This window comes from Hyphococcus flavus (assembly GCF_028748065.1).
GTDB lineage: Bacteria > Pseudomonadota > Alphaproteobacteria > Caulobacterales > Parvularculaceae > Hyphococcus > Hyphococcus flavus.
On record NZ_CP118166.1, the window covers coordinates 3,285,653 to 3,310,859 of the forward strand.

The 25,207-nt window shown below is 54.0% G+C and carries 15 protein-coding genes and 1 riboswitch; of the genes, 9 read left to right on the forward strand and 6 right to left on the reverse strand.

Annotated features, from left to right (window positions below):
- Positions 1-125: 125 nt before the first annotated feature.
- From plsY to rnr, 6 genes are all read left to right on the forward strand, one after another.
- On the forward strand, positions 126-719 hold the full coding sequence (plsY, locus tag PUV54_RS15710; RefSeq protein WP_274493285.1) for a glycerol-3-phosphate 1-O-acyltransferase PlsY: 594 nt from the start codon (positions 126-128) through the stop codon (positions 717-719).
- The gene (gene dprA, locus PUV54_RS15715; RefSeq protein ID WP_274493286.1) at positions 712-1,827 is read left to right on the forward strand and encodes a DNA-processing protein DprA; all 1,116 of its coding nucleotides are present in this window, start codon (positions 712-714) and stop codon (positions 1,825-1,827) included. Before plsY ends, dprA begins: the two co-directional genes overlap by 8 nt.
- 196 nt (positions 1,828-2,023) lie before the next feature.
- Positions 2,024-4,693: a type I DNA topoisomerase gene (topA, locus tag PUV54_RS15720; protein WP_274493287.1), complete on the forward strand. Its 2,670-nt coding sequence runs from the start codon at positions 2,024-2,026 to the stop codon at positions 4,691-4,693.
- Between the two features lie 208 nt (positions 4,694-4,901).
- The gene (locus PUV54_RS15725) at positions 4,902-5,378 is read left to right on the forward strand and encodes a hypothetical protein (protein WP_274493288.1); all 477 of its coding nucleotides are present in this window, start codon (positions 4,902-4,904) and stop codon (positions 5,376-5,378) included.
- Between the two features lie 282 nt (positions 5,379-5,660).
- On the forward strand, positions 5,661-6,122 hold the full coding sequence (locus PUV54_RS15730; protein WP_274493289.1) for a M23 family metallopeptidase: 462 nt from the start codon (positions 5,661-5,663) through the stop codon (positions 6,120-6,122).
- A 72-nt stretch (positions 6,123-6,194) separates the two neighbouring features.
- A complete protein-coding gene (gene rnr, locus PUV54_RS15735) occupies positions 6,195-8,498 on the forward strand; it encodes a ribonuclease R (protein WP_274493290.1) in 2,304 nt (767 codons plus the stop codon).
- A 6-nt stretch (positions 8,499-8,504) separates the two neighbouring features.
- Here rnr and PUV54_RS15740 read toward each other — a convergent pair whose 3' ends face one another.
- Positions 8,505-10,634 carry a S9 family peptidase gene (locus PUV54_RS15740; RefSeq protein WP_274493291.1) on the reverse strand — a complete coding sequence of 710 codons (2,130 nt, stop codon included), beginning with the start codon at positions 10,632-10,634 and terminating at the stop codon, positions 8,505-8,507.
- A gap of 233 nt (positions 10,635-10,867) precedes the next feature.
- On the opposite strand from PUV54_RS15740, the gene msrA reads away from it, so the two are divergent.
- Positions 10,868-11,473, forward strand: coding sequence for a peptide-methionine (S)-S-oxide reductase MsrA (msrA, locus tag PUV54_RS15745; RefSeq protein WP_274493292.1), 606 nt, complete (start codon positions 10,868-10,870; stop codon positions 11,471-11,473).
- Between the two features lie 64 nt (positions 11,474-11,537).
- Here the strand turns inward: msrA and PUV54_RS15750 are convergent, their stop codons facing one another.
- A complete protein-coding gene (locus PUV54_RS15750; protein ID WP_274493293.1) occupies positions 11,538-13,817 on the reverse strand; it encodes a M3 family metallopeptidase in 2,280 nt (759 codons plus the stop codon).
- A gap of 176 nt (positions 13,818-13,993) precedes the next feature.
- Positions 13,994-15,076: an agmatine deiminase family protein gene (locus tag PUV54_RS15755; RefSeq protein WP_274493294.1), complete on the reverse strand. Its 1,083-nt coding sequence runs from the start codon at positions 15,074-15,076 to the stop codon at positions 13,994-13,996.
- A gap of 85 nt (positions 15,077-15,161) precedes the next feature.
- Positions 15,162-15,327, forward strand: a riboswitch (FMN riboswitch).
- Positions 15,328-15,500: 173 nt separating this feature from the next.
- Here PUV54_RS15755 and PUV54_RS15760 point away from each other — a divergent pair.
- Together PUV54_RS15760 and PUV54_RS15765 are read left to right on the forward strand one after the other, a co-directional pair.
- Positions 15,501-17,894 (forward strand): TonB-dependent siderophore receptor, encoded by a 2,394-nt coding sequence (locus tag PUV54_RS15760; protein WP_274493295.1) that lies wholly within the window; start codon positions 15,501-15,503, stop codon positions 17,892-17,894.
- A gap of 9 nt (positions 17,895-17,903) precedes the next feature.
- Complete coding sequence (locus PUV54_RS15765) at positions 17,904-19,142, forward strand: MFS transporter (protein ID WP_274493296.1); 1,239 nt, start codon at positions 17,904-17,906, stop codon at positions 19,140-19,142.
- Between the two features lie 53 nt (positions 19,143-19,195).
- On the opposite strand, the gene PUV54_RS15770 is transcribed toward PUV54_RS15765, so the two are convergent.
- The 3 genes from PUV54_RS15770 to PUV54_RS15780 all read right to left on the reverse strand — a co-directional run bounded on the left by PUV54_RS15770 (position 19,196) and on the right by PUV54_RS15780 (position 25,144).
- A complete protein-coding gene (locus PUV54_RS15770; RefSeq protein ID WP_274493297.1) occupies positions 19,196-22,549 on the reverse strand; it encodes a TonB-dependent receptor in 3,354 nt (1,117 codons plus the stop codon).
- 295 nt (positions 22,550-22,844) lie between these two features.
- Positions 22,845-24,590 (reverse strand): arginine--tRNA ligase, encoded by a 1,746-nt coding sequence (gene argS / locus PUV54_RS15775; protein ID WP_274493298.1) that lies wholly within the window; start codon positions 24,588-24,590, stop codon positions 22,845-22,847.
- A complete protein-coding gene (locus PUV54_RS15780; RefSeq protein ID WP_274493299.1) occupies positions 24,587-25,144 on the reverse strand; it encodes a hypothetical protein in 558 nt (185 codons plus the stop codon). The genes argS and PUV54_RS15780 overlap by 4 nt, the downstream gene beginning before the upstream one ends.
- Positions 25,145-25,207: the final 63 nt, after the last annotated feature.

A 25,207-nucleotide genomic window follows, 5' to 3' on the forward strand; every position in this document is an offset into this window, starting at 1 on the left:
GCACCTTCACTGAGTGTGCAGTTTGCTCATAGAGAATTTACAAACCTGAACTTGACTTCTAGTTCAACAGAAAGGGAATACTGTACCTTTTTCTCTTGATTGGATACAAAATCGGCTTTCATAACATGACCACCCTCTTCCCTCTCATCCTCGGTTACCTCCTCGGTTCGGTTCCGTTCGGGCTGGTGATCACGAAGCTCGCTGGGCTCGGCGATATTCGCGCCATCGGTTCAGGCAATATCGGCGCAACAAATGTCTTGCGCACGGGCCGCAAGGATCTCGCGGCGGCGACGCTACTCCTCGATGGCGGCAAGGGGGCAATCGCAGTGATGATCGCCTATCTCGCCGGATGGCGGCCTGAAGTCGCCGGCGCCGCTGCATTTCTCGGCCACTGCTTTCCGGTCTGGCTGAAATTCAAGGGTGGCAAGGGCGTCGCCACCTTCATGGGTACGCTGTTCGCCCTGCATTTCCCCGCCGGGTTCTTCGCCGGGGCCACCTGGCTCGGGATGGCCTATGTGCTCCGATATTCTTCGCTATCCGCGCTCGCCGCCGCCGCGGCAACGCCCTTTGCCATGTACGCCATGGGCAAGCCTGCATTCGCGATTGCCTCGCTTGTTATGGCGGCGCTTATCTTTATCCGCCACAGATCGAATATTTCCCGCCTTCTCGCCAATACCGAGCCAAGGATCGGCGCAAAAAAGGAAGAGGCCAGTGCTTGAGCCTTGTGAAAAGCTCGACTGGCTACAGCTCATCCGCACACAGAATATCGGACCGATTACTTTTCATAGGCTGATAGCAAAATACAAAACGGCTGATGCGGCGTTAAAGGCTTTGCCGGAATTATCCCGCAAGGCTGGACGTCGCACTCAACTGAAAGCTTCAGACCGCGCTCAATGCGAAGCCGAGCTGGAGAAAGCGGACAAGCATGGCGCGCGAATTATTGCAGCATGCGAGGACAACTATCCGAAAGCGCTGAAAGCCATTCCCGATCATCCGCCGTTGATATACGTGCGCGGACACGCATCTTTGTTTGGAAAACCTGCCGTCGCTATCATCGGCGCGCGCAACGCGTCCGGCGTCGGCCGCAAGATTGCGCGAACGCTGGCAGGCGGCCTTGGACAAGCGGGATACGTTGTCACCTCCGGTCTAGCGCGGGGGATCGATGGCGCAGCGCACGATGCAGCCCTTACAACGGGAACAATTGCTGTCGTAGCCGGCGGTGTCGATGTCATCTACCCGCCCGAACACGAAGACTTGACCGAACGCATCGCGCGCGAGGGCGCCGTCATTTCTGAGTGTCCCATGGGCGCGCAACCGACAGCGCGGGATTTCCCGAAACGCAATCGCCTCATCTCCGGCCTGTCGCGCGGCGTTGTTGTGGTCGAAGCGGCGGCGAAATCAGGCACGCTCCTCACCGCGAACTTCGCCCTTGAACAAGGCCGCGAAGTATTCGCCGTGCCCGGCTCTCCGCTCGATCCGCGTTGTCAGGGCGCGAACCGGTTGATCCGCGACGGCGCGACCCTGGTTGAACGTGCTGATGATATTATCAATGCACTGGCAGCGCAGACGCGCAACCTGTCGGATAAAGGCCGTGATCTCTTGGGTTGGGCCGATGGCATGGGCGAGCAGGAACTGGACCCGGCTATGCTGGCGTCTCTGCGACGGCAGGTTCTGGAAATCCTGTCCTTCACGCCACTGCATCGCGATGAAATCCTGCGCGAAGCTGATGCGCCGCCCGGATTGGTGGCTGATACGCTCCTCGAACTGGTGCTCACCGGCGAAGCCATGGAGCACGAGGGCGGGCGATTTTCACTATCAACAGGATAACAAAATACACCAACTTACTTCCATAAGTTATTGTTTTTTATCATTATAAACTCAAAAAACATGACACTCACCTCAAGTAGAACACAACTCCTCCTCTTATGCGCGACGCAGCGAAAGAGTTGACAGAACGCGCCTGCCCGCCCCATAGGGCCCGCCACGCTGAAATCACCATGTACCGTTCGGGGCAGTTTCCTTCATGCAAGTCGTCATCGTTGAATCGCCCTCTAAAGCGAAGACAATCAACAAATATCTGGGTTCCGGCTTCAAGGTGCTGGCCTCTTACGGTCACATCCGCGACCTGCCTTCCAAGGACGGTTCGGTAAAGCCGGACAACGATTTTGAAATGGTGTGGGAACTTGATGCAGGCTCCAAAAAGCGCGTGAATGACATCGCCGCCGCCGTTAAACAGGCTGACCGTCTGGTGCTCGCCACCGACCCTGATCGCGAGGGCGAAGCAATTTCATGGCATCTGCTTGAAACGCTCGCACAAAAAAAAGCGCTGAAAGACGTGCGGATAGACCGCGTCGCCTTCAACGCCATCACCAAAAAAGCGGTACAAGAAGCCATGGCGCATCCGCGCCAGATCGACGAAGATCTGGTGGAAGCCTACCTCGCCCGGCGTGCGCTTGATTATCTCGTCGGCTTTACCCTGTCGCCGGTTTTGTGGCGGAAGCTGCCCGGCTCGCGTTCGGCTGGCCGCGTTCAGTCTGTGGCGCTGCGGATCATCTGCGACCGCGAACTCGAAATCGAAACCTTCATTCCGCAGGAATATTGGAGCGTCAAAGCGCAGGCCGTCTCCGGCGACAGCGCGCCTTTTGAGGCGCGCCTGACGCTGCACGAAGGCGAAAAAGTCCAGAAATTCACGCTTGGCGATGAAACGTCGGCAATGGCGGCGAAACAAGCTGTCGAAGGCTCAACCTTCAACGTTGATGCTGTTGAGGCGAAGCCTGGCCGGCGCAACCCGCCGCCGCCGTTCACCACATCGACCCTGCAACAGGAAGCCGCGCGTAAGCTTGGGTTCAATGCCCAGCGCACCATGCGCACGGCGCAAAGCCTTTATGAAGGCATCGATATCGGCGGCGAGACCACCGGCCTTATCACTTACATGCGTACAGACGGTGTCGACATGGCGCCGGAAGCCATTTCCGATGCGCGTAAAGCTGTCGGTTCGCAGTTCGGCGACAAATACGTGCCGGAAAGCGCCCGTGTTTATAAGTCAAAAGCAAAGAACGCACAGGAAGCGCACGAATGTATTCGCCCGACTGCATTTTCCCGCGCTCCAAAAGACCTACGCGGTCTCAACGATGATGAATTCAAGCTTTACGAGCTGATCTGGAAACGCGCCATCGCCAGCCAGATGGAATCCGCGCGACTGGAGAACACGACCATTGATCTCCTGTCGTCAGACAAGAAAACCGGCTTGCGCGCAACGGGTTCTGTCATCCTGTTCGACGGCTTCCTCGCACTATACGAAGAAGGTCAGGACGACCCCCAAGCCGAAGACGGCAGCGTCGTCTTGCCGAAACTCTCCACCGGCGCTGGCGCAAACATTTCCGACGTCAAGGCAGACCAGCATTTCACCCAACCGCCGCCGCGCTTTTCAGAGGCAAGTCTTGTCAAACGGCTTGAAGAGTTGGGCATTGGCCGGCCTTCCACCTATGCATCGATCCTGACCACATTGCGTGATCGCGGCTACGTGAATATGGATCGAAACCGGTTCATTCCCGATTCCAAAGGCCGTATTGTTACGGCGTTCCTTGAAAACTATTTCAAAAAATATGTGGAATACGATTTCACTGCAGACCTTGAAGAAACACTCGATGAAATCTCTGCTGGCGAAGCGGACTGGAAAACATTCCTCAAAAACTTCTGGTCAGAATTTCACGCCGCCGTCGAAGATATCGGCGAACTACGCATTTCGGAGGTTCTCGATGCGCTGAATGAGTCTCTCGGGCCGCTGATCTTTCCAAAGAAAGAAGACGGTTCGGATCCGCGCGCCTGCCCCACTTGCGACACTGAGAAACGTGACGGCGGCCAGCTTTCGCTCAAGACCGGCCGCTATGGCGCTTTTATCGGCTGTTCAAATTACCCTGACTGCAATTACACGCGGCAGTTATCGGCCATCGCAGACGGCGAGGACCCTGAGGCGAACGGCGACAAGCTATTGGGCTCCGATCCTGAAACCGGACTCGACGTCTGGTTGAAGGTTGGCCGTTTCGGCCCCTACTTTCAGCTTGGCGAACAGGAAAAAGGCTCCAAGGAAAAACCGAAACGTGCAGGCCTGCCAAAGACCTGGGACGTGAATGATGTCAATCTCGAAAAAGCACTGATGCTTCTGTCATTGCCGCGCGAAGTCGGCGCTCACCCGGAAGACGGCGAGATGATTGAAGCTGGCCTTGGCCGTTATGGGCCGTTTGTTAAGCACGGTAAGATTTACGCAAACCTCCAAAATATCGACGAAGTTTTTGAGATCGGCCTCAACCGCGCCGTCACGCTGATTGCTGAAAAGAAAGCCAACCCTCGCAGGCGGCAAGCCGCCAAAGCGCTGAAAGAACTCGGCGAGCATCCCGAGACAGGCGATCCCGTCAATGTCATGGACGGACGCTACGGGCCATATGTTAAACATCAAAAAACCAATGCAACGTTGCCGAACGGGACCGACCCGGAAACCGTAACGCTGGAACGCGCGCTCGAATTGATCGCCGCGAAAGAAAAGAAACCAGCGCGCAAAAAAGCGGCGAAAAAGAAAGCAGCTAAGAAGAAAACGACAAAAAAGAAAGCTGCAAAAAAAACGACAGCGAAAAAAACCACAAAAAAGAAAACTACAAAGAAAAAAACAGCGGCGACGAAAAAAGCCGCCAATTAAACCGTATTTAGCCGGTAAGGCCCAAGCCAAGGCGCCTGGCCATTTTATCTTTTATTTCTATCGCTCTAACACCTTTTTGTGCGCCGCAATAAATTTCATCTGAGCTTCGCGAAATCGTCGCCGAAGCGTCATCAATACTGCCTAAGTCGCACCTCGAGCCGGAACATTCCCGCCGGCTCGGCTCGAAACCTTGAAAAGGAATTTCACAATGCATCGCGCTCTCACGATGACTGCTGCTCTCCTGTTCGCTACGCCCTTGCTCGCACAGGACGAGACTGAAATCTCAATTAACGACGTGCCTGAAAACATCCTCGATGTCGCTATCAACACCGCGCCCGGCGTAACTTTCGATAGAGTCAGTATTGAAGTTGAAAACGGTGTTTCAATCTATGAATTCGAAGCCCGCGATCACAATGGCAACCACATCGAGATTGATGTGACTGAAGACGGCGAGCTTGATGAAATCGAGATGGAAATCGATGAAAGCGATTTGCCGGCGTCGGTTCTTCAGACACTAAACGACGTCGCACCGGGTTTCGAAGCGACGTATATCGAATTATCCGTTCGTGCTGGCGGCGCTGAATTCGTTTATGAATTCGAAGGGCGGATAGAAGGTAGCGCCGTTGACATTGAAATCGCCGAGAATGGCGAATTGCTTTTCATTTCAGATGATATGATGAGCTAACCTGCTTTCCGGCGGCGGGCCGCGCTCGCCGCCAGACTTTCAAACAATTTGATCGATTGAATTTACGCGCCGGTATTTTCGGGCGCCTAACGTGACCATCCTGTAAGGTTTTCTGGTTGCGTTAACATGTTTGTTTGGCGGTTTTTCTGTTGTGTTTTTCTGCCGGTGCTTGCGGCTGCGTGCGCTTCTTCGCCGCCCCGAGAAACTCAACGCCTGAACATCCCGGAAAGACCACAAACCACCAGCGCCAGCCACGGACCGAGGCTGCAAATTTGCCCCGGCATGCGCGTTTCCAACGCCCCGCGAGCAGACGCCAATCTGCAGCTTGTCGGTTATCAGCCTTCTTCAAAGGTCAGCGGAATCACGCTCGACAAAGCGCCGGTTCAATCCTGCCTGTCATCCGGATATGGTCCACGCAGCGGCGGCGCCAGCAGCTTTCACCGCGGGGTGGATCTTTACACACGAGGACCCGCACCTGTTTATGCAGGCGGCGACGGCGTTGTGACGGCGGCTACATCCATGCGTGGCTATGGCAACGTAATTTTTATTCGCCATGGCAGCGGTGTGGAAACGCGCTACGCGCATTTGTCAGAATTTGCTTCCGGCCTTCGAACAGGCAACCGGGTCCGGCGCGGCGACTACATCGGAAAAACCGGAAAAACCGGCAACGCGACCGCTATCCATCTGCACTATGAAGTCCTGGTTGATGGCAGGCGGATCAATCCTTTGACGTTCGGAGGCTAATTCGGTTCGCAACTTCCTCGTTTCCGTGATAATCCACTGTACAATTCAAAAGATAACAGTGAAAGTCCGCATTTGCCGTCCCGTAAGAAGTCTACATCCAGAAAACAGCCGAAGTCCGGTCTCCCCTCAAAAGCTGACATTATTGCCTATCTGAATGACAGCGAAGGAGAAGTCGCGCGCCGCGATATTGCCCGCGCCTTCGGCGTGAAGGGAGAGGCGCGTGCTGAATTGCGATCGCTGCTGAAACAAATGGATGCCGACGGCGAGATTAATCTGAAAAGCGGGAAACGCATCGAACGGGCTGACAGCTTACCACCTGTGGCGCCGATTGACGTGATGTCCGTTGACGACGACGGCGATCTCATCTGCTTGCCTGCCAACTGGCGCGGCGAGACAGAACCGCCGATGATCCGCCTGCCGGCAAAGCGCGCAGCAAAAGTAAAACCGGCGCCTGGCGTCGGCGACAGATTGCTCGCGCGCCTGAAACAAGCGGGTGATGACGGCTATGAAGCCGATGTCATCAAAGCCATCGGCAAAGGCGCGCATCGCTTTCTTGCAGTGTATCGCAAAAAGCGCCGAGGCGGCGTCGCTGACCCGGTCGAACGGCGCGCACGCAACTCTTTCAATATTGATGATGGCGATGAAGCCGGCGCCAAGGACGGCGATCTCGTCTGGGTGGAAACAAAAAACTCGCGCGGCTATGGCCCCAACAAAGCGCGCATTCGCTCCATTGCCGGACATATTGACGACAAGCACGCCTATTCCACCATCGCGCTGGCCAATCATGGCATTCCTACAGAATTTCCTGCAAATGTTCTTGCCGAGGCGAAAAAGGCAAAGCTCCCTCAGCTTGGAAACCGGACAGACTTGCGTGAAACGCCTCTGATCACCATCGACCCGGCTGATGCGAAGGACCATGACGATGCGGTCTTTGCTGAACCCGATCCGGATCCCAACAATCCTGGCGGCTATCGCGTGATCGTCGCCATCGCCGATGTGAGCTATTTCGTTTCGCCGGGCTCGGCGCTGGATAAGGAAGCCCTGAAACGCGGCAACTCCACTTATTTACCGGACCGTGTCGTGCCAATGCTGCCAGAGCGGCTTTCGAACGATCTGTGTTCCCTGCGTGAGAATGAAGACCGCCCCTGCATGGCGGTTGAAATGATTATTGACGTCAATGGCGTCAAAAAACGCCACCATTTCATGCGCGCATTGATGCGCTCTCGCGCAAAACTTTCTTATGAAGATGCCCAGGCGATCAGCGAAGGTGGAAAAGCGCCGGTTGGCTTAAAGGCCATCGTGCTGCACCTCTACGACGCATATCGCGCCCGCATGAAAGAACGCGCAAAACGCGCGCCGCTCGATCTCGATTTGCCTGAACGCAAAATCATCCTCGACAAAAATGGCGATGTGCAGAAAGTCGTCAAGCGCGAGCGTTTCGATGCGCATAAGGTTATTGAGGAGTTCATGATCCTCGCCAATGTGGCGGCGGCCGAAGCGCTGGAGCGCGCTCGAACTCCTGTCATCTATCGTGTTCATGACGAACCTGACCCTGAAAAGCTGGATAGCGTTCGCGACTATCTTGGAACCCTCGATTATTCACTGACCAAAACGGCTGTTCGGCCCGCCAATTTCAATCAACTTTTAAAACTCGCTGAAGGGCGCGATGAAAAAGAGATGGTCTCTGAAGTCGTGCTGCGCTCGCAGCGGCAGGCGGTCTATGATGATGAAAATGTCGGTCATTTCGGACTGAATCTGGCGCGCTACGCGCACTTCACATCACCAATCCGACGTTATGCCGACCTTACCGTGCACCGTGCGCTCGTAAAGGCGTTCAATCTCGGCGAACACGGTCAGACTGAGAAGGAAGCGAAAGATTTAAACAATATCGCCGAACAGATTTCCGATCTGGAACGGCGCTCCGTCGCGGCTGAACGAGAGTCGAATGATCGCTATCTCGCCGGCTATCTGGAAACCAAGGTCGGCGGTGAATTTGACGCGCGGATACGCGGCGTCACGAAATTCGGCCTATTTGTCATGCTCAACGAAACCGGCGCAGATGGTTTCATTCCAATGCGCTCCATTGGGTTTGAGCGATTCCGGTTTGAAGAACGCGAACATTCCGTCATCGGGGAGACTACCGGCGGCGTGTTCCGCCTCGGCCAGCCGGTGCAGGTGAAGTTGGCCGAGGCGGCGCCGTTAACCGGCGGCCTTCGTTTCGAGATGTTGAGTGATCCTTTACCAGGTTCTCCCAAGCGCAAATCACGGGGTGGTAAAAAGCCAGCGAAAAAACGAGGCAAGGCCAAAAAGAAAACCGACAAAAAACCGAAAAAGAAAAAGCGCGGCAAAGCAAACGCTAAACCGCGCAGAATTTAAGGGCTGCTAGTGGTGCTTGATCGGCTCTACGTTTTCATACCCGACCGCTTTCAGCGCGAATGCATAAAGATGCGCGCGTTCTTCCAGTCTTTCAAACCGCGCAGCTGAACCGCCATGACCCGCACCCATGTTCATTCGTAATACGAATGGCCCGCCCTTCCCGACTTCACGCAACTTTGCAATCCATTTGGCGGGCTCCCAATAGGTCACGCGATAATCCGTCAAGCCGCCGGTGGCCATAATCGGCGGGTATTCGACATTCTTTACATTGTCGTAGGGCGAATACGCGGCGATCCAGTCATACTGGTCCGCACCTTCAAGCGGGTTGCCCCATTCTTCCCATTCGGGCGGCGTCAACGGTAAGCCGGCATCGGAAATAGTCGTGATAACATCGACAAACGGCACTGCTGCTAAGACGCCAGCGAACAACTCCGGCCGTAAGTTGACCGTCGCCCCCACAAGCAAGCCGCCGGCGCTGCCGCCATAACTAACGATCTTTTTTGCGGACGTATAATTCTTTTGTATCAGGGCGTCAGCAGCGGCGGTGAAGTCTGTAAAGGTATTCATCTTGTCGCCCAGCTTGCCATCCAGATACCATTGCCGCCCTTTCGCCGCCCCGCCACGCACGTGGGCAACAGCATAGGCAACGCCGCGATCGACAAGTGGCAATACGTTTGTCGAGAAACCGTTTGATATGGTGATGCCGTAAGACCCGTAGCCATAAAGCAGCAAAGGCGCGGCCCCATCCATAGGCGTGGATTTCAGCCGCATAACAACTACCGGAATTTTTGCGCCGTCAGGCGCGGGCGCATCTATTCGCTCAACAACATACTGTGAAGGATCATGACCGCTCGGCACTTCCTGCGATTTCAGCAAGGTGCGTTGCCTGGTCGCCATGTTATAGTCATAAGTCTGCTTCGGCGTTGATGGTGATTCATAGGTGAACCGCAGCATTTCCGTATCAAACTCAAATCCTTCGTCAACACCAAGCGCATACGCTGCTTGATCGAACGAGACTTCATGCGCGTCGCCATCATAATCGGATATGACAATACGCGGCAGTGCATCAAATCGTTCATATCGCACAAAAAATTTGGCAAACGGGATGATGTCCGCGATGTAGGTTCCAGGATTGTGAGCGATCCAGTCTTCCCAATTTTCTTTTCCGGGCGCTGAGATTGGCGCCTTTACAACTTTGAAGTCGACAGCGCCATCCGCATTTGTCTTGATAAGAAAACTGTCGCCGTGGTGTTCTACGTAATACTCGACGCCGTTGACGCGCTCGGCGATCAGTTCAAGTGGCGCCAATGGTGACCTAGCACGCACAAACCGAACTTCCGTCGTAATTTGACTGCCTGAATTTATGAAAACGAATTCACCGCTTTGGCTTTTGGATAAATAAAGGAAATAAGCGCCGTCACGTTCTTTATAAATGACAGGATCGTCCACCGGATCAGCGCCCAGAGTATGGTATTTCACCCAAACCGGACGCTGATTTTCGTCCCGTTCGACATAGAAAAATCCGGAAGAATCTGCCGACCAGATAATGCTGTCACCATCAGCCTGTTCGATTTTGTCTTTAAACTCTTCCTCTGAAGCGATCTTGCGTACAGAGATTGTATAATTTTCTGACCCGACACGGTCTACGCTATAGGCGATCAGATTGTGGTCTGGACTGTGCGCAACTTGTCCAATACTAAAGAACTCAGACTCACCGCTCTCCGCATCACCGTCGAGCAGCATTTGTTCCGCGCCGCCATCACGGCGCATACGGAAAAAAATCGGGTATTGACCGCCGTCACAGAATTTGACGCCGTATTTCCATGCGCCGTCCGCCTGCGGCACGCTGGAATCGTCTTCCTTAATGCGAGCCCGCATTTCCTCAAACAACGTATTCCGCAAACTATCCAAATCCGCGGTGACGTTCTCATAGTAGGTGTTTTCCGCCTCTAGCATGCGGCGCACGTCATCGCGCAACCTGGCGGGCTCCTTCAACACCTCCTGCCAATCATCATCCCGGATCCAGGCATAATTATCGACACGCGATCGCCCGTGCTGGGTGAAGGTTTGAGGCTTTTTCCCAACCCCTGGCGGTAAAATATCTTCCGCGCCTCGAAATGCGCTTTTCTTCGTCATATCTGTCTCTTTTTGTTAGGCGCGAAGCTAACATCGCCCTCACTTGCGCTATTCAAGACAGACATAATACCGTTTTCATGCTGCCTGCAATTGGGATAAGTTACTGAGTAAAAACAGTTTTTCGTTTCGCGACTCAATTGTCAGAAATCATAACAATCGGGTGAAAGGTCGAACGCAACTGTAGCCAGACGGCTCAAGGCCTATCATATCTACTAAAACATCAGGAGACTTTTATGTTGAGAGCAGCCTTGGCGTTTACCGTAAGCATAGTACTGGCGGCGGTCATATTTCTTTCACCATCCAGCGATGCGATCGCTCAATCAGAGGACGCTTCGTTTTCAGAATTTCTGGTGGTAGCAGGCGGCTGCTTCTGGTGTGTCGAATCTGATTTCGAAAAACTCGAAGGCGTTGGTGATGTCCTTTCCGGTTACGCTGGCGGTGAGATGGCAAACCCGACATATCGCAATCATGAAGGACATTTAGAAGTCGCTAAAATTCCTTATGATCCAAGTGTCGTCACTTACCGTGAACTTGTCGATTATTTTTTTCGCCACATAGACCCTTTTGACGATGGCGGCCAATTTTGTGACCGGGGTCATTCCTATACGACCGCAGTTTTTTATAACAACGCGGCTGAATTTGAGGCGGCCAACGCATCCAAAGCCGCAGCGGAAGAAGAACTTGGAAAACCTGTTGTTACTCCCGTCCGCGAGCTGTCACAGTTCTGGATTGCGGAGGACTATCATCAGGATTACTACAAGAAAAATCCTGTTCGCTATAACTTTTACCGCAGAAGCTGCGGCCGGGACCGGCGCGTAAACAGTATCTGGGGGAAATAAAAAAAACGCCGCAGCTTCAACTGCTGCGGCGCTATTATCGTGATTACAAACCGACTTTTCGCAATTACTCGTCAGAGTCAGGAACAGAGAATCCCCTGTCACGCATTAACGCTTCCACTTGCGCATCGCGGCCGCGGAACTCCCGATAAGCTTCAGTCGGATCCATCGCGTTTCGAGGTGCGAAAATGTATTCCACAAGCCGTTTGTTGAGTTCCTTGTTGTAGAAACCGCCTGGAGCTTCGGCGAACATCTCGGCGGTGTCAGCAGTCAGTACATCCGCCCACATGTAGCCATAGTAACGCGCCGCATAAGACTCTCCGGAAAAAATATGCCCGAAATGCGGACTTCTATGTCGCATGACAATCTCATCCGGCATGCCAAGTTCCGCCAGCGTCTCGCGTTCGAAGGTGTCCACATCTAACCCTTCCGGATCAATCATGTGATAACGCATGTCCATTAACGCAGACGCCAGATATTCAGTCGTATCAAAGCCTTCATTGAAGTTAGATGCGGCTTTTATTTTCGCCACGAGCTCAGCCGGAATGGGTTCACCTGTTTCAGCATGGATCAGGTAATTATCAATGACCTCATCTGTCCACAGATGATATTCCAGAAACTGCGATTGAAATTCGGTGTAATCGCCCACGCCGCCGTTCAGCGTTGGGTAATTCACGTTGGACGATAACGCATGAAGCGCATGACCAACTTCGTGGAATAGCGTTTCCGCATCGCTCGCTGACAAAAGAGTCGGTTGGCCTTCAGCGCCAGGAATGAAGTTGGAATTGTTCGTTGCAAGAACGACTTTTTCCTCACCATCAAGCGTATCATGGCTTCGGAAGCTCGACGCCCATGCGCCAGAGCGTTTCCCCTGACGCGCGAATGGATCGAAATACCACAAGCCTATAAGTTCGCCTGAGGTTTTATCCGTCACTTCCCAAACGTCTATGCCCTCTCGATAAACAGGAACTGTTCCTGTTTCGAGCGGTGTAAATTCAAAATTGAAAACTTCCCCGGCCACAAAAAACATTGCATCGCGTAGTTTATCTAGCTGGAGATATTGTTTGACCTCGTTTGAATCGAGATCATATTTCGCCTGGCGGACTTTCTCCATATAATAGCGGTAGTCCCAGGGTTGAATTTCGAAATCACCGCCTTCTGCGTCGACAATTTCCTGCATGCTGGCGACGTCTTCACGAACGCGCGCCGTTGAGGCTTCCCAAACGCCTTCCATCATCTCCAGGGCCCGCTCAGGGGTTTTGGCCATGTTGGTTTCAAGCCGCCACAAGGCGAAATTGTCGTAGCCAAGCAGGGCAACGCGCTCGTCCCGAAGCTTCAGAATCTCTGGAATAAGCGCGTTATTGTCGTGCTCGCCGCCATTATCACCACGGCTGTAATAGTTGTTCCAAACCGTTTCACGGATCTCCCGTTCATCGGAATAAGTCAGGAACGGGTCCATGGATGAACGCGTGTTTGTGATCGCGTATTCGCCCTCACGCCCGCGCTGAGCAGCCGCCGCCGCTGCAGCTTGGACAAACGACGCCGGCAATCCGCCAAGCTGATCTTCCGTTAGATACGTAACGTAACCTTCCTCATCGGCAAGGACATTATTGGCAAACTGGTTTTGCAATTCAGCCAAGCGTTTGTTGATCGCCGCGTATCTTTCCTTCGCTTCGCCTTCCAGCGTAGCGCCGGTTCTTGTGAACCCTGTATAGGTCAGCCAAAGCAATCGCTGTTGTTCCGGCGTCAGTTTCGCCTTTTCTTCTTCATTCTCATAAACCGCTTTTACGCGCTGAAAGAGATTTTCGTTCTGATTGATTTTTGAGCTGAACTCCGAGAGTTGCGGGACCATTTCCTGCTGTATCGCCCGAAACTCCGGCGTTGATTCCAGTGAGGACCAAATCGACCAATAGGTGAATACCCGGCCAAGTTCATCACCTGCTTTCTCCATAGCGACGATGGTGTTGCCGAAAGTCGCTGGCTCAGGGTTGTTAGCGATCGCATCGATTTCAACCAGGTTTTGAGCCATACCCGCTTCCAATGCGGGCTTTAGTCCATCGAGTGTCGCCTCATCAAAATGTGGAACGCCCTGATATGGTCCGTCAAAGGGAGACAGAAGAACCTGTGCTGCAGGGTTCGAAACTTCTATGTCGGGAACACCAGCGAGAACAGCATCGGCTTCGGCGTCAAATGCCGCTCTTTGTTCGGCTTCGCTCATGGTCGTTTCAGGGCTTGCGGGCTCCGACATGCTGGACTCCGCTTGTTGGTCTGTTTCATTGCTCTGACGATCGCACGCGGCAAGCGCCGCCATGAGAGCCATCGTCGATACAAGTACTTTCTTCCGCATTATGCGGCTCCTTTCGTGATTAGGTATTATGCGAGGCCCCCGCCACTGCGATTTGAAAACCTTCATGAGCCCGTCTTGCCAGGCTCATTGCCGGCGCATCCTGCTGGGGCCCGGCTTGGCTGGCAAGCGGCAAATGCCGGATTCCGCTCATTTCATCGCCGAATCGTAACGTTTCGTCACAGCTTGCTTGGCAATTTCCCCGGAGGCGGCTGCTGCTGCGAGATGCAGTGAAAGGACCCGCCGCCCGTCAAAATATGAGAAGAATCAATCGCAAAAAAATGCGGTCGGTCTATTTCGGCTTTCAGAATTTCGATCGCCTCGTTTGAGGGATCAGAATGACCGGATAAAGCGCCATAACAAGGCATGATGACCGCGTTGTTCGAGATATAAAAATTCATGTGACTTGCGGCGGCGGGTTCGCCATCAAGCAACACCCTGCCAGGCGAAGGAATAGTAATCACCTCAAGCTTACTGCCGCCAGCATTAGTAGACTGGGAAAGAACCTTTTCAACCTCGCCCAGCACTTTCGCATTAGGATCGTCATTGCCAGTCGGCCGCATACAGACAACTTTTCCTGGCGCGATAAAACGCGCAAGGTTATCGATATGGCCGTCTGTGTGATCACCCTCCAGTCCTTCATCAAGCCAGATCACTTTCGCAGCGCCCAGTGCAGACTTCAAGACTTCCTCAACATCGCGTTCGCTCATATTCGGATTTCGATTTCTATTGAGCAAGCACTGACGTGTCGTAAGGAATGTGCCTTCTCCGTCCGTTTCAAGAGCGCCGCCCTCGCCGATGAAATCTTCAAACTTGCGCAAGCGCATATCTGAGAAGCGTGCAATCTCTTCAGCGATTTTTTCATCGGACGGCAGCAAATATTTTCCGCCCCAACCGTTGAATGAGAACGCGCTCGCTGCGAGCGCACCGTCTTCGGTCTTAACGAAAATCGGCCCCGTGTCGCGCAGCCATATATCGCCGATTGGCGCATCGTGGAGAGTCAAAAGGTCCGGCTCGGGCAACCGGCTGCGCATAATTTCTGCAGCCGCCAGCGCCTCCCGGCCATTCGCCAACACGTTTACACGCTCGCCGCGCTCAGCGGATGAAGCTCCGCCTGGAAACAGGATCGCCCGAATGAAGTCTTCAACCTCGGCTCTCGCCGGGCCCAGATCATTCTCCCATAGATCTGGCGCACTGGGCCACCCAATCCAGACGGCGTCGTGACGTTCCCATTCGGCAGGCTGACGACGGAGCGAGTACATGAATGCTTTTTCCTTTCCTGTGCACGGATATTGCCGAGCCCGCGTACCGTCCGTATATAGGCTGCTGCGGAATGTTCCGCGACATAGAAATCTTCGGGGCGGGGTGAAATTCCCCACCGGCGGTAATGCAGGTTTTCTGTTGGAAAATGCTGATGAGCCCGCGAGCTGACGCGAACGTTAAAGTCCGCTGACGCAGGATCCTGGTGAGAGCCCAGAGCCGACGGTCACAGTCCGGATGAGAGAAGGTTTGCGTGAGAAGCATGGCGAATCCGTTGTGGCGGGTCGCCTGCTGATGGCAATGCGTTAGGGCGGAGCGCCGCCTACAACCGTATTGTTTGCGCATCTTGCCAGCTTCATCGCTGGCGGCTTTCCCTTGTCATCCCTGTTTTTAAGGATGCTGCATGTCAGCATCAGGACGGGTGTGATGCGTAAAGAGTTATTGTTCGGCTTGAGCATTGGTTGCGTTTTGGTTGCGCAGGCGCATGGGCAGACACAGCCTGTAGATGAGATCATCGTCGTCGCCGACCCGCTGGAGCTTATTGAGCTTGAAGAAAGCCGGGCGGTCATGGGACTTGACCTCTCTTATGCAGAAGCGCCGCGATCAGTAAATGTCATCAGCGATGCAACCATCGAAAGGTTCAGCATCGAGACGGTCGATGATCTCGCCGCTTTTGCGCCGGGAACCTTTACGGGCAGTTTTTTTGGCGTGCCGGGGGCTGTGTCATTACGCGGCAACCGTGCGGACACATACTTTCGTGGCTTCAAGCGGGTAGAAAACCCCGGCACGTTTCCGACGCCGCTTGGCGCGAGCGAGCGGATCGAAATCGTCAAGGGACCGACCCCGGCGATTTACGGTGCGGGCCGTGTCGGCGGGCTGTTGAATATCACGCCGCTCACCGCCCGAACCGCGAAGGAAGTTCGCGATGAAGGTCATTTGCTTTCACTAAGCGGAACGCTTGGGTCCTATAACAAGCGCATTATCCGCGGCGATGGCGGTATCGCATTTGACCTTGGCGGCTATGACGCAGGCCTTTACGCCCATGCCGAATACGAAAATTCAGACAGTTTTTATCGCGGCATTGAGCCTGAACGAACCCTGGTGCAATCGGCGTTCACGCTCGCCGGCGATAATATCGAGATGGAGCTTGGCGGCGCTTTTTTTTCCTCAAACGGCTACAAGCAAACGCCAGGCTGGAACCGCGTAACGCAAGACCTGATTGACAACGGCGTTTACATCACTGGCCGCGACACTGATCTTGCCGACCTGAATGGAGACGGCAAGCTGACGCCTGATGAAGTAGACGCCGCTGTAGGGTCTTTCTTCGGCACATCCAACATCCGGCAATTCGTCGATTTTGGCGTCTTTCCCGCTCCGGCTTTCGAACTCGATACCGGCGTCGGAACGGGAACCCTCAGCGCGCGCACCGTTTTTATTTCCAATAACGATATCGCCGACGCCGAGACCTTAACTGCCTATGCCGATCTCGGATGGTCCGCCGGCAATGGCGAGCTTCGCATACAAGGCTTTTTCGACTCGATGGAAAGCGCGCTTTATCAAAGTTACGGTTTTGCGGCTGAGTATATTTCGGATGTTTACGAACTGCGCGGCAGTTATGCGTTCGGCTGGAACATCGGACCGGTCGTTATTGATTCAATATTCGGCGCGTCATGGCGGTCCTATGACAACACGACCCGTCAGACTTTTCTGTCAGGCTATCTTGTCCTTGACCGGCGCGATCTGACCGTTGGACCGGCGGGCAATGATATTTTCGACGATCCTTTCTCCGTGGAGCCGAACGGCATCGACTGGGACACCGATCTTGATAGCCGCTGGACCGATCTCGCCTTTTTTACGGCGAATGACGTCGCGCTAACGGATCGGTTTCATTTGCTCGCCAGTTTGCGGCTCGACCGGTTTTCCGCCTCATCGATTAATACGGGCGCGACGATTTTCGATCCTGGCCTTGGCTTCACGCAGTTCGAAGCCGATGAATTCACGCCAAGCTATGAATTCTCCCTGCGATATGACGCGCTCGACTGGCTCTCATTCTATGGAACCTACGCTGAAAACAATGCGCTCGAAACAAACGACGGCGGCGGCATTGAAGTCGACCGGATCGCGCAGGGAAACTTTGTGGCGGATTCCGACCTTTTCGAAGCCGGATTGAAAATAAAACGCCGCGATCTTGTAGGCTCGCTCGCTTTTTACGATCAAAACCGAACCCGACAGGACCCGTTCGGCAATCTCGATGAGGAACAATCAAAAGGAGTTGAAGGAGAGCTGCGTTATCTTCTTAGCGACGCCTTCAGCCTCAACGGTGCGGTCACCTGGCAACAAACTGAAGTCAGCGCGCCAGGACAATGCGGCTCCGGAAACGGGGAATTTGTCGTTATCCCGCCAGTACGCGCTGGCGTTTCACCCTTTGACGGTTATGGCGGTCTCTTCGCGGCGCTGAACGCGTCTTGCCTGGCGGAGCTTCAGGATGGATACGTTCGCAATACGGCCCCGGAATGGCTCGCCTCAGGGTTTCTCACCTATACTGGCCCGTACACCGATGTCGGCTCCTTTGGCGCATCGGCAGGCGTTGTTTATGTGGGCGAGACAGGCGGAAAAATTGACGGCGCCGTCACCCTGCCCGACTATATTCTCGCAAAGGCGGCGTTCTTTTACGAATTCCGCAACCTGTCGCTGATCGTCAACATCGATAACCTTTTCGATAAACGCCATTTCATCCCGGTGCAGAATGTCTATGAGGAAGTCGGCGCCCTCCCCGGCCGCGGGCGCGAATTCTCCGTCACTCTTACAGCACAGTTTTAGGAGCGCGTGGTGTTCATAAATTTTCGGGCGGCAGCCCTGTTTATCATTCTTAGTCTGATCTTTTTCCATATCACGGCATCGACATTCGCGTCTCTCGGGGTGGTGTTGCCTGCCATGATCAGCGAGCTTGAATGGAGCTGGACCGAGGCCGGTTTCGGTTTCACCGCGCTCGCGCTTTTTACCGGATTGTTCAGTCCGGTCGCCGCCACCAGCCTCAAACGGCTTGGCCTGCGCGGCAATTACGCCCTTGGCGGTTTTTTAATGGCGTCCGGCTTCGTCATGCTAGCCGTGACGAAAGGGCTTATGCTCTATCTGGCGGCGGCATCGTTTCTCGGCGCCGGTTTCGCGTTGCTGGCGAATGTGCCGAGCGTGTTCGTCGTCTCGCAAACAGTCACTAAAAAATCCCGCAATTTCATGATCGGAACGTATCTCGCCGCCGGTGGTTTTGGCGGCGTCGCCGGACCGCTCATCGCCAATGGCATTCTCGAAAGCGGCGCTGACTGGCGGCTTTTCTGGAAGCTGACTTTAATTTTCGTCGTCGTTCTGACGGTTCTGTTTCTGGTTTTTGCTGATCGCCGTTTGCTCGAAAACGCGGAAAGCGACGATGATAAAACGCAGCCCGCCGCGCGCGGCGCCGAAGCGCCTGCCCGAGACTGGACCGTCGCTCAGGCGCTGCGATCTCCGGCTTTTTACGTTATCGGCGGCGCCTTGATGGCGGCCTATTTTTGCGGCGTTTCCGTCTCAAGCTGGGCGGTCACCCACCTAACCGGCCTAGGCCTTTCCGCCGGTTTCGCCAGCGCCATGCTGAGCCTCCACGCTGCATCCAATGCGCTTGCGCGCGCCGCCGGCGGCATCGCGGTGAAGGTCATTCGCGCCCGTTACCTCCTGCTGAGCGGGCTCGCAGCAGAAGCAATCGGCATGATCGCGCTTTCAATGGCCTCCGATCCCGCGACAGCGATTCTTTTTGCGGTTTTCGAAGGCTACGCGTTCGGCATGATCCTGTTTGCAACGACCGTTCTGCAAATCGAATATTTCGGCCTTAAAAACTCTCCGGCGATTTTGGGCGCCATGAACCTGTTCGCCACTGTCGCCATGCTGGGGCCGACGCTGACAGGCGTCACCGGCGATATTTTTGGATCGTTCTCGCCGATCTTTATCGCCTACGGCGTTATAGCAGGGGTCCTGGTCCTTGCCGGATTGTTTATCCACAACCCGAATGAGCCCGCTGATAGAAGCGACGCCGTATAAAGAAAAAGGCGGCCCGAAGGCCGCCTCTTCCCACCATACTCTAACCAGAGGGATTAGAAGTCGTAGCGAACGCCGAACTGAACCGCCCAAACAGAAGGGTTAACTTCCTGCTGGAGTTCCGGATCTTCGAATGCGCTGATAATGTACTGGCCGCCGGAGATACCGCCGAGCTCATAGACCTCAACGCCTTCAGCCACATTGCCGCGATCCCAACGCTCAAAGACGTTCATGCCATCGTCAATCAGATTAAGCGCATTCTCGATATCTACGAAAACCTGGAACCTGTCGCTGCCAAAGAAACCAGGAATATCCTGCGAAATCCGGATATCCATGTCTTTGAACCACGGATCTTTAAATGCGTTACGCGGTGCGATCTGTCCCGCATATTCGCTCAGGCCGCTTGAATCCAAGAACGCGAAGAGTGCATCAACATCAGCCGCACTTAGCATGGACGTATCGATCAGCGGATCGCTTGGACCTGTCGGCACGTAAAGAAGGCGGCGTGCTTCATCATCACTATCGCCCAAGAAGTCATCAGCATCATCTTGGAACACGTAGCTAAAGCGATTGCCGGAACGTGCATTGAAGAAGATATTCAACCGGGTCGGATAGTCTTTAATGAACTCCTGACTGAACCGAGCCGCCATCGTGAAGTTATGATTGTTCACGAACTGTGACGGCGCGAGGAAAGCCTGGTTCGGTGTGACCACGGCAACTTCTTCAAAGCTAGAGCCAGCCGTCGAGCTGTTACTTGGGTTAACGACTTCAGCAGTTGAATAGGCATAACCTACCATAAAGTCGAACGCGCCTGGGCTATTGCCAAGGTTGTATTCGAAACGCTTAGCGAACGCGGCCGAAATATTTTGCGTAAAGCCGCCATCGCCAATTGCGTTGGTGAGTAGGATATCCTCATCAGTGAATCCAGAGTCACACAGACCGCTATCGGAAAGATCCGACCCTGCAAAACCCTGGCGGATACCGAGGAATGTCGCGTCGCAACCCGCGTTAAGCGGATTAACGTTGTTGATAATCGGACGACCATCAGGCGCTACCTCACTTGTCGGAGTCAACTGGAGGTTAACCCAATCAGTCGGGTTTTTCAGTTCAGAACGTATGAAATCGATCTGAACATTCCAGTCGTCGAAGAAGCCGCCACCGCCGGTAAAGTTGGTGTAGTGCGACAGACCAACGTTGTAACGAAGAACTGATGGCAGTTTGAAATTCGGGTCCACTGCGTTCACTGCCGCTCCGTTTTGCGTAGCTTCGGCAATTTGCTGTGAAGTGATGCAGGCAGGAATGCCCGTGAACGTACCACCCGAAACAACTTGTAAGTCAGACATGTTACAAGCTGGGTTACCCGAGTTACCCGAACCAATGGCGCCGCCAAAGTTCTGGTAGTTGTTGGCGAACCAAACACTTGGGTCACCGCCAGAGAATACGCCTACGCCCCCACGGAACTGCGTTTCACCAAATATTGTTTCGCCGGCATCATAGTTCACACCGAAACGCGGTTGAATGATATCTAGCCCGTCAAAAGCCTTGGTGTTGGAAAAGCCGTATTTCTGGAAGAATACTGGGTTAAACCTTGGGTCGTCGTCTGAACCATAATAGTCGTAACGCAGACCAACGGTAGCAATCAGGTCGTCTGTGACCTGAATCTCATCCTGAACGTAAGCCGTGTAGATGGTGCGGCGGAATTCAGCTGCTGCATCATTAATGTCGCCGGTGAAGGAACCGCTACCAGTAATCTCAGACGCAAGACCAGCTTCAAAGTCTGCAAGTGAGTCGAAAGTGATCGTTCCGGTCGCATCGGGTACGAAGAGGTTGAAGACATCAAACTGATCAACCTCGATACCTGCTGTCAATGTGTGGCGACCTGTGACCCAATCAGCTTTGAACTTGATCTGATCAAGCTGGGTTTGCAGGTCATTCGCGGAGCGGAAGAAGCCAGGGCCAGAAAGAACCGCACCAGTGTCACCATTATTCATGATGTTTTCAATGAGAATCCGTGGTTTTGGATTTCCATCTTGCGCTTCACCGCCACCCACAGGGCCTTGAATATCTTCAACATCGAGTCGAGAGACACGGATTTCAGTAGAAAAATTATCCGTCCATTGTGAAAACAGGCGAGCTGAATAGTTCTCGCTATTCGTACCCTCGTTTTCAAAGTTGTCGAAGAACGTGAAATCAGCATCAAATCCGAGGTCATCAGGATCCTGACGCAGTTCGCGAAGCCGTGAGTAGGTTAGCTCAAGACGATGATCATCATTGATTGCCCAGTCTACCCGACCAAGAATACGACGGCTTTTGTCGGGAAGGTTTCGGGCAAAGCCCATCGCATCACGGCCATAAACTGTCTGGAGCGTATTTGCGATATCATTGGCAACGCTCTCCGGCAGGTAGTCTAGTTCGTTGGCGAAGCCCGCGCCGAGGGGGCCGGTATCGACAGTAGAACCACCATCCTGCACTTCTTCGTAAGCGCCAAAGAACCAGAGGCGGTCTTTGATGATCGGCCCACCAAGTGATGCGCCCCAGTTCCAATCTTTAAACTCACCAGACCGAACTGTATTTCCATCGATCGTTTCGCCAGTTAAGTCACCATTATTGAAAACGCCGAATGCGCCGCCATGAAATTCATTGGTGCCGGCCTTGGTAACAACGTTGATGTTACAACCGGAAAACTGGCCATACTCAACATCGAACGGAGAAAACTCGACAGATGTCTCGCGAACAGCGTCAAATGGAATAGGCAGGTTATTACGGTTCGGAAAACCAGAGTCGTTCAGACCGAAACCGTCTGCATTGCGAACACCATCGATCGTGAAAGAGTTGGAACGGAAGTTGCCGCCAAGGCAGCTAATGGAATCATTGTTGTTCTCATCAATCGTAACGCGTGGATCGAGACGGATTACGTCGCGAATGTCGCGGTCGATGGATGGAAGGGATTCGAGGGTATCAAGGTCGAACGAAGCGCTTGGACCAATCGCTAATTCAGAAACGTTCGAGCGTGTCGCTGTAACGATAATCTGGTCTGCACCCGCAGCGGCAGAACTCAAATTGAACGTCAAGGATGTAGAAGAGCCAAGGTTTGCTCGAATATTCTCAAATCGCTGGGATTGATAACCGCTCAATGATGTCGTCACTGTGTAAGGACCGCCGACTGGCAACCCGCGCGCAGCAAAGGAGCCATTGTCATCGGTCGTCAAGGTCCTCGTTGCACCGGTCCGTGTATCAATGACCATGACCTGTGCACCTGCAGCCGGAGCACCGCTAGGTAGCAGTACCGAGCCACGAATTTCAGATGTTGTTTGCTGGGCGTGCGCAGGCGTCGGTGCGACAACGGTCGAAAAGGCCGTTGTTAGCGCGATCGCCGCTACGCCAGCGGAAAGCGTGTTCGAAAGTTTCATGTGTGAAATCCCCAAGCTGGAACAAAGATGCCGCAACCCCATTGCGGCTCAATACGCGACAGGCCTTAGGTAAAGGAGATGACAAACAGATGACAATACGGAGCGGTTTTCTTTAAATTTCTGCGACGTTTTGGCATTTCGGCCTGCCGACGCTCGTGTGGAAAATAAAGGCGTTTAAAGCAAAGGCTTAAAAGCCATGGGGCAAATCCTCCGGATACGGACGCCACAGCTCGCCTGAAATGCGTTGAAAAGTGTGCGCGAACGGCCACACATTTATGCAGGTAAAGTTATAGCGTCACATCCGCTCTGGCGCTTCGAGGCCAAGCAGATCGAGCAATAGGCCCAGCCTCTCCCCCACCATGATCGCCAGCGACAACCTTGAAGCGCGGATCGCTGCGTCAGCCTCATCTATGATGCGGCAAGCGGCATAGAATTTTGAAAACGCCTGCGCGAGCTGGAAGGCGTAATCACACAGGATATGCGGCATACGCTTTTGATAAGCCTCGCGCAGGGCATCCCCGAAATTCAACAGCATTAGCACAAGGTCGCGTTCTTCCGGCGCATGGATAGACACAGGACCTGGCTCGCCGGCGTTTGCAGCCTGCACCTTGGCGACGATTGAGCGAACCCTGACGCTGGCATAGAGCAGATACGGCCCGGTTTTGCCTTCAAAAGCCATGAACCGGTCAAGGTCAAAGATGTAATCACTCGTTCGCGGGTTTGAGAGATCGGCGAATTTCAGCGCGGCCACGCCCACTTTTCTGGCGACATCGAGTGTCTCTTTCTCGTCGAAATCCTCGGCAAAACCATTCTCCGACAGGCGCTCAAGGGCCTTTTCTGTCACCATATCGATGAAATCGCGAAGCTTGAGCGTGCCGCCCGCGCGGGTCTTGAACGGCTTTCCGTCTTTGCCGTTCATGGTGCCGAACCACAAATGCTCCAGCTTTTCTTCTGGAAAGTAACCCGCGAGATCGACCGCCCGGAACACCTGTTCAAAATGCAGCCGCTGGCGGGCATCGACAACATACAGAATGCGATCAGGGGCCAGCTCTCGTTTCCGATCGACGATGGTAGCGATATCAGTCGCGTGATACCCCACCGCGCCCTGAGAATTCAGGAAAATGATCGGCGGCATCTCTTTCTTGTCGTCGTCGCGAGCCACACGGATGATCTGCGCGCCGTCAGATTCTTCTATTACTCCCCGCTTGGACAGATCTTGCGTTAACTCCGGAATGAGCGGGTCAGCATCCGCCTCACCTTTCCAAAGATCAAACTCAACGCCGAGGTCGTCATAGTCCTTGCGCATGGCTTCGACGGAAAGGTCTACAAAGCGCCGCCACAGCGCGCGATAGCCCGGTCTCCCCGCTTGCAGCGCTTTCGTCGCCTTACGGGCCAAGTCAGCCCGCGCGGGATCTTCCTTGCAGGCGGCTGACGCCAACGGATACATCTCTTCCAGGTCAGCGAGCGTGATTGGCGGCGCCGATGGAAACGGTCCCGCAGCCCCTTCTTCGAAAAACGCAAGCTCTGGCTGGCAGATTTCAAGCTCAGAGATAAGCTGGCCCATCTGCAGGCCCCAATCGCCAAGATGAACATCGCCGGTGACATCGTCTCCAACAAAACGGCAAATGCGTTTAAGGCTCTCGCCGATAATCGCAGCGCGCAAGTGACCGACATGCAGGGGCTTGGCGACATTGGCGCCGCCATAGTCAATTACAATTTTTTCAGGCGCAGGCTTTTTCCATTCACCGCCCTCTTCAAGACTTGCCGCAAGATAGTCGTCAGCAAGCTTCAGGTTGATAAAACCTGGGCCCGCCACCATGATTTCAGAGAATTGCGCGGCTTTACTCAAACGCGCCTTGATCGCTTCAGCGATCTCTCGCGGGTTTTTCTTTGCTGCTTTCGCTGCTGCGAGTGCGCCGTTGCATTGAAACTGCGCAAGATCCGGCCGATCAGCGGGTTTTACAGCGCCAAGCTCAGCCGCAAGGCCTTCGCTGACGAATGCTTCGCCAACGAGTTTCGACAACTGATCCTTTAAGGTCATTTTATATTCGGAAATTTCAAGCTTTTGCCGGAACGATTATAGATCGCCTGTTCAGGCGTTACCGCAAAACCGACAATAACTTCGAAATTCAAACCGGAGATATTCTCATCTCTGCGCGGAATAACAATTTCATCTACATCGACGCGTTTAACCTGAACGTCTTCATCGTCATCCCATTCAATCGGAACAGCGAATTCTTTTTTGGCGATCACTTCGGAATTCGTGCGGGTAACGGCGACAAAGTACTTGAAAACTTTCTGATTGTCGGTCGCCTTGGGGCCACGGCCGAAGGCGAGATCAATGGACACTTCCATTTCGATTGGGTTGTCCGTGTAATAGCGGCAGGCGCTGCCGACATCGACGATCTCTCCTGAGTAGGTGATATTTTCGGCTGCTTGCTGCCCCTCGAAATCGATGAACCGGGCAGCTTCGCTAAGAACGACAATATTCGGACATGGCGCCGGATTGGCCTCCTGCGAGGCGCGATATTCGTCAGACGATGCACAGGCTGATGCGGCTGCGGCGATTAGCGCTGGTGCGAGGAGTTTGTTCATGGACGCGAACCCTTATATTCAATCATGAAATCGCCTTAACGCCGCCTTGTAGCCGCCGCGCTG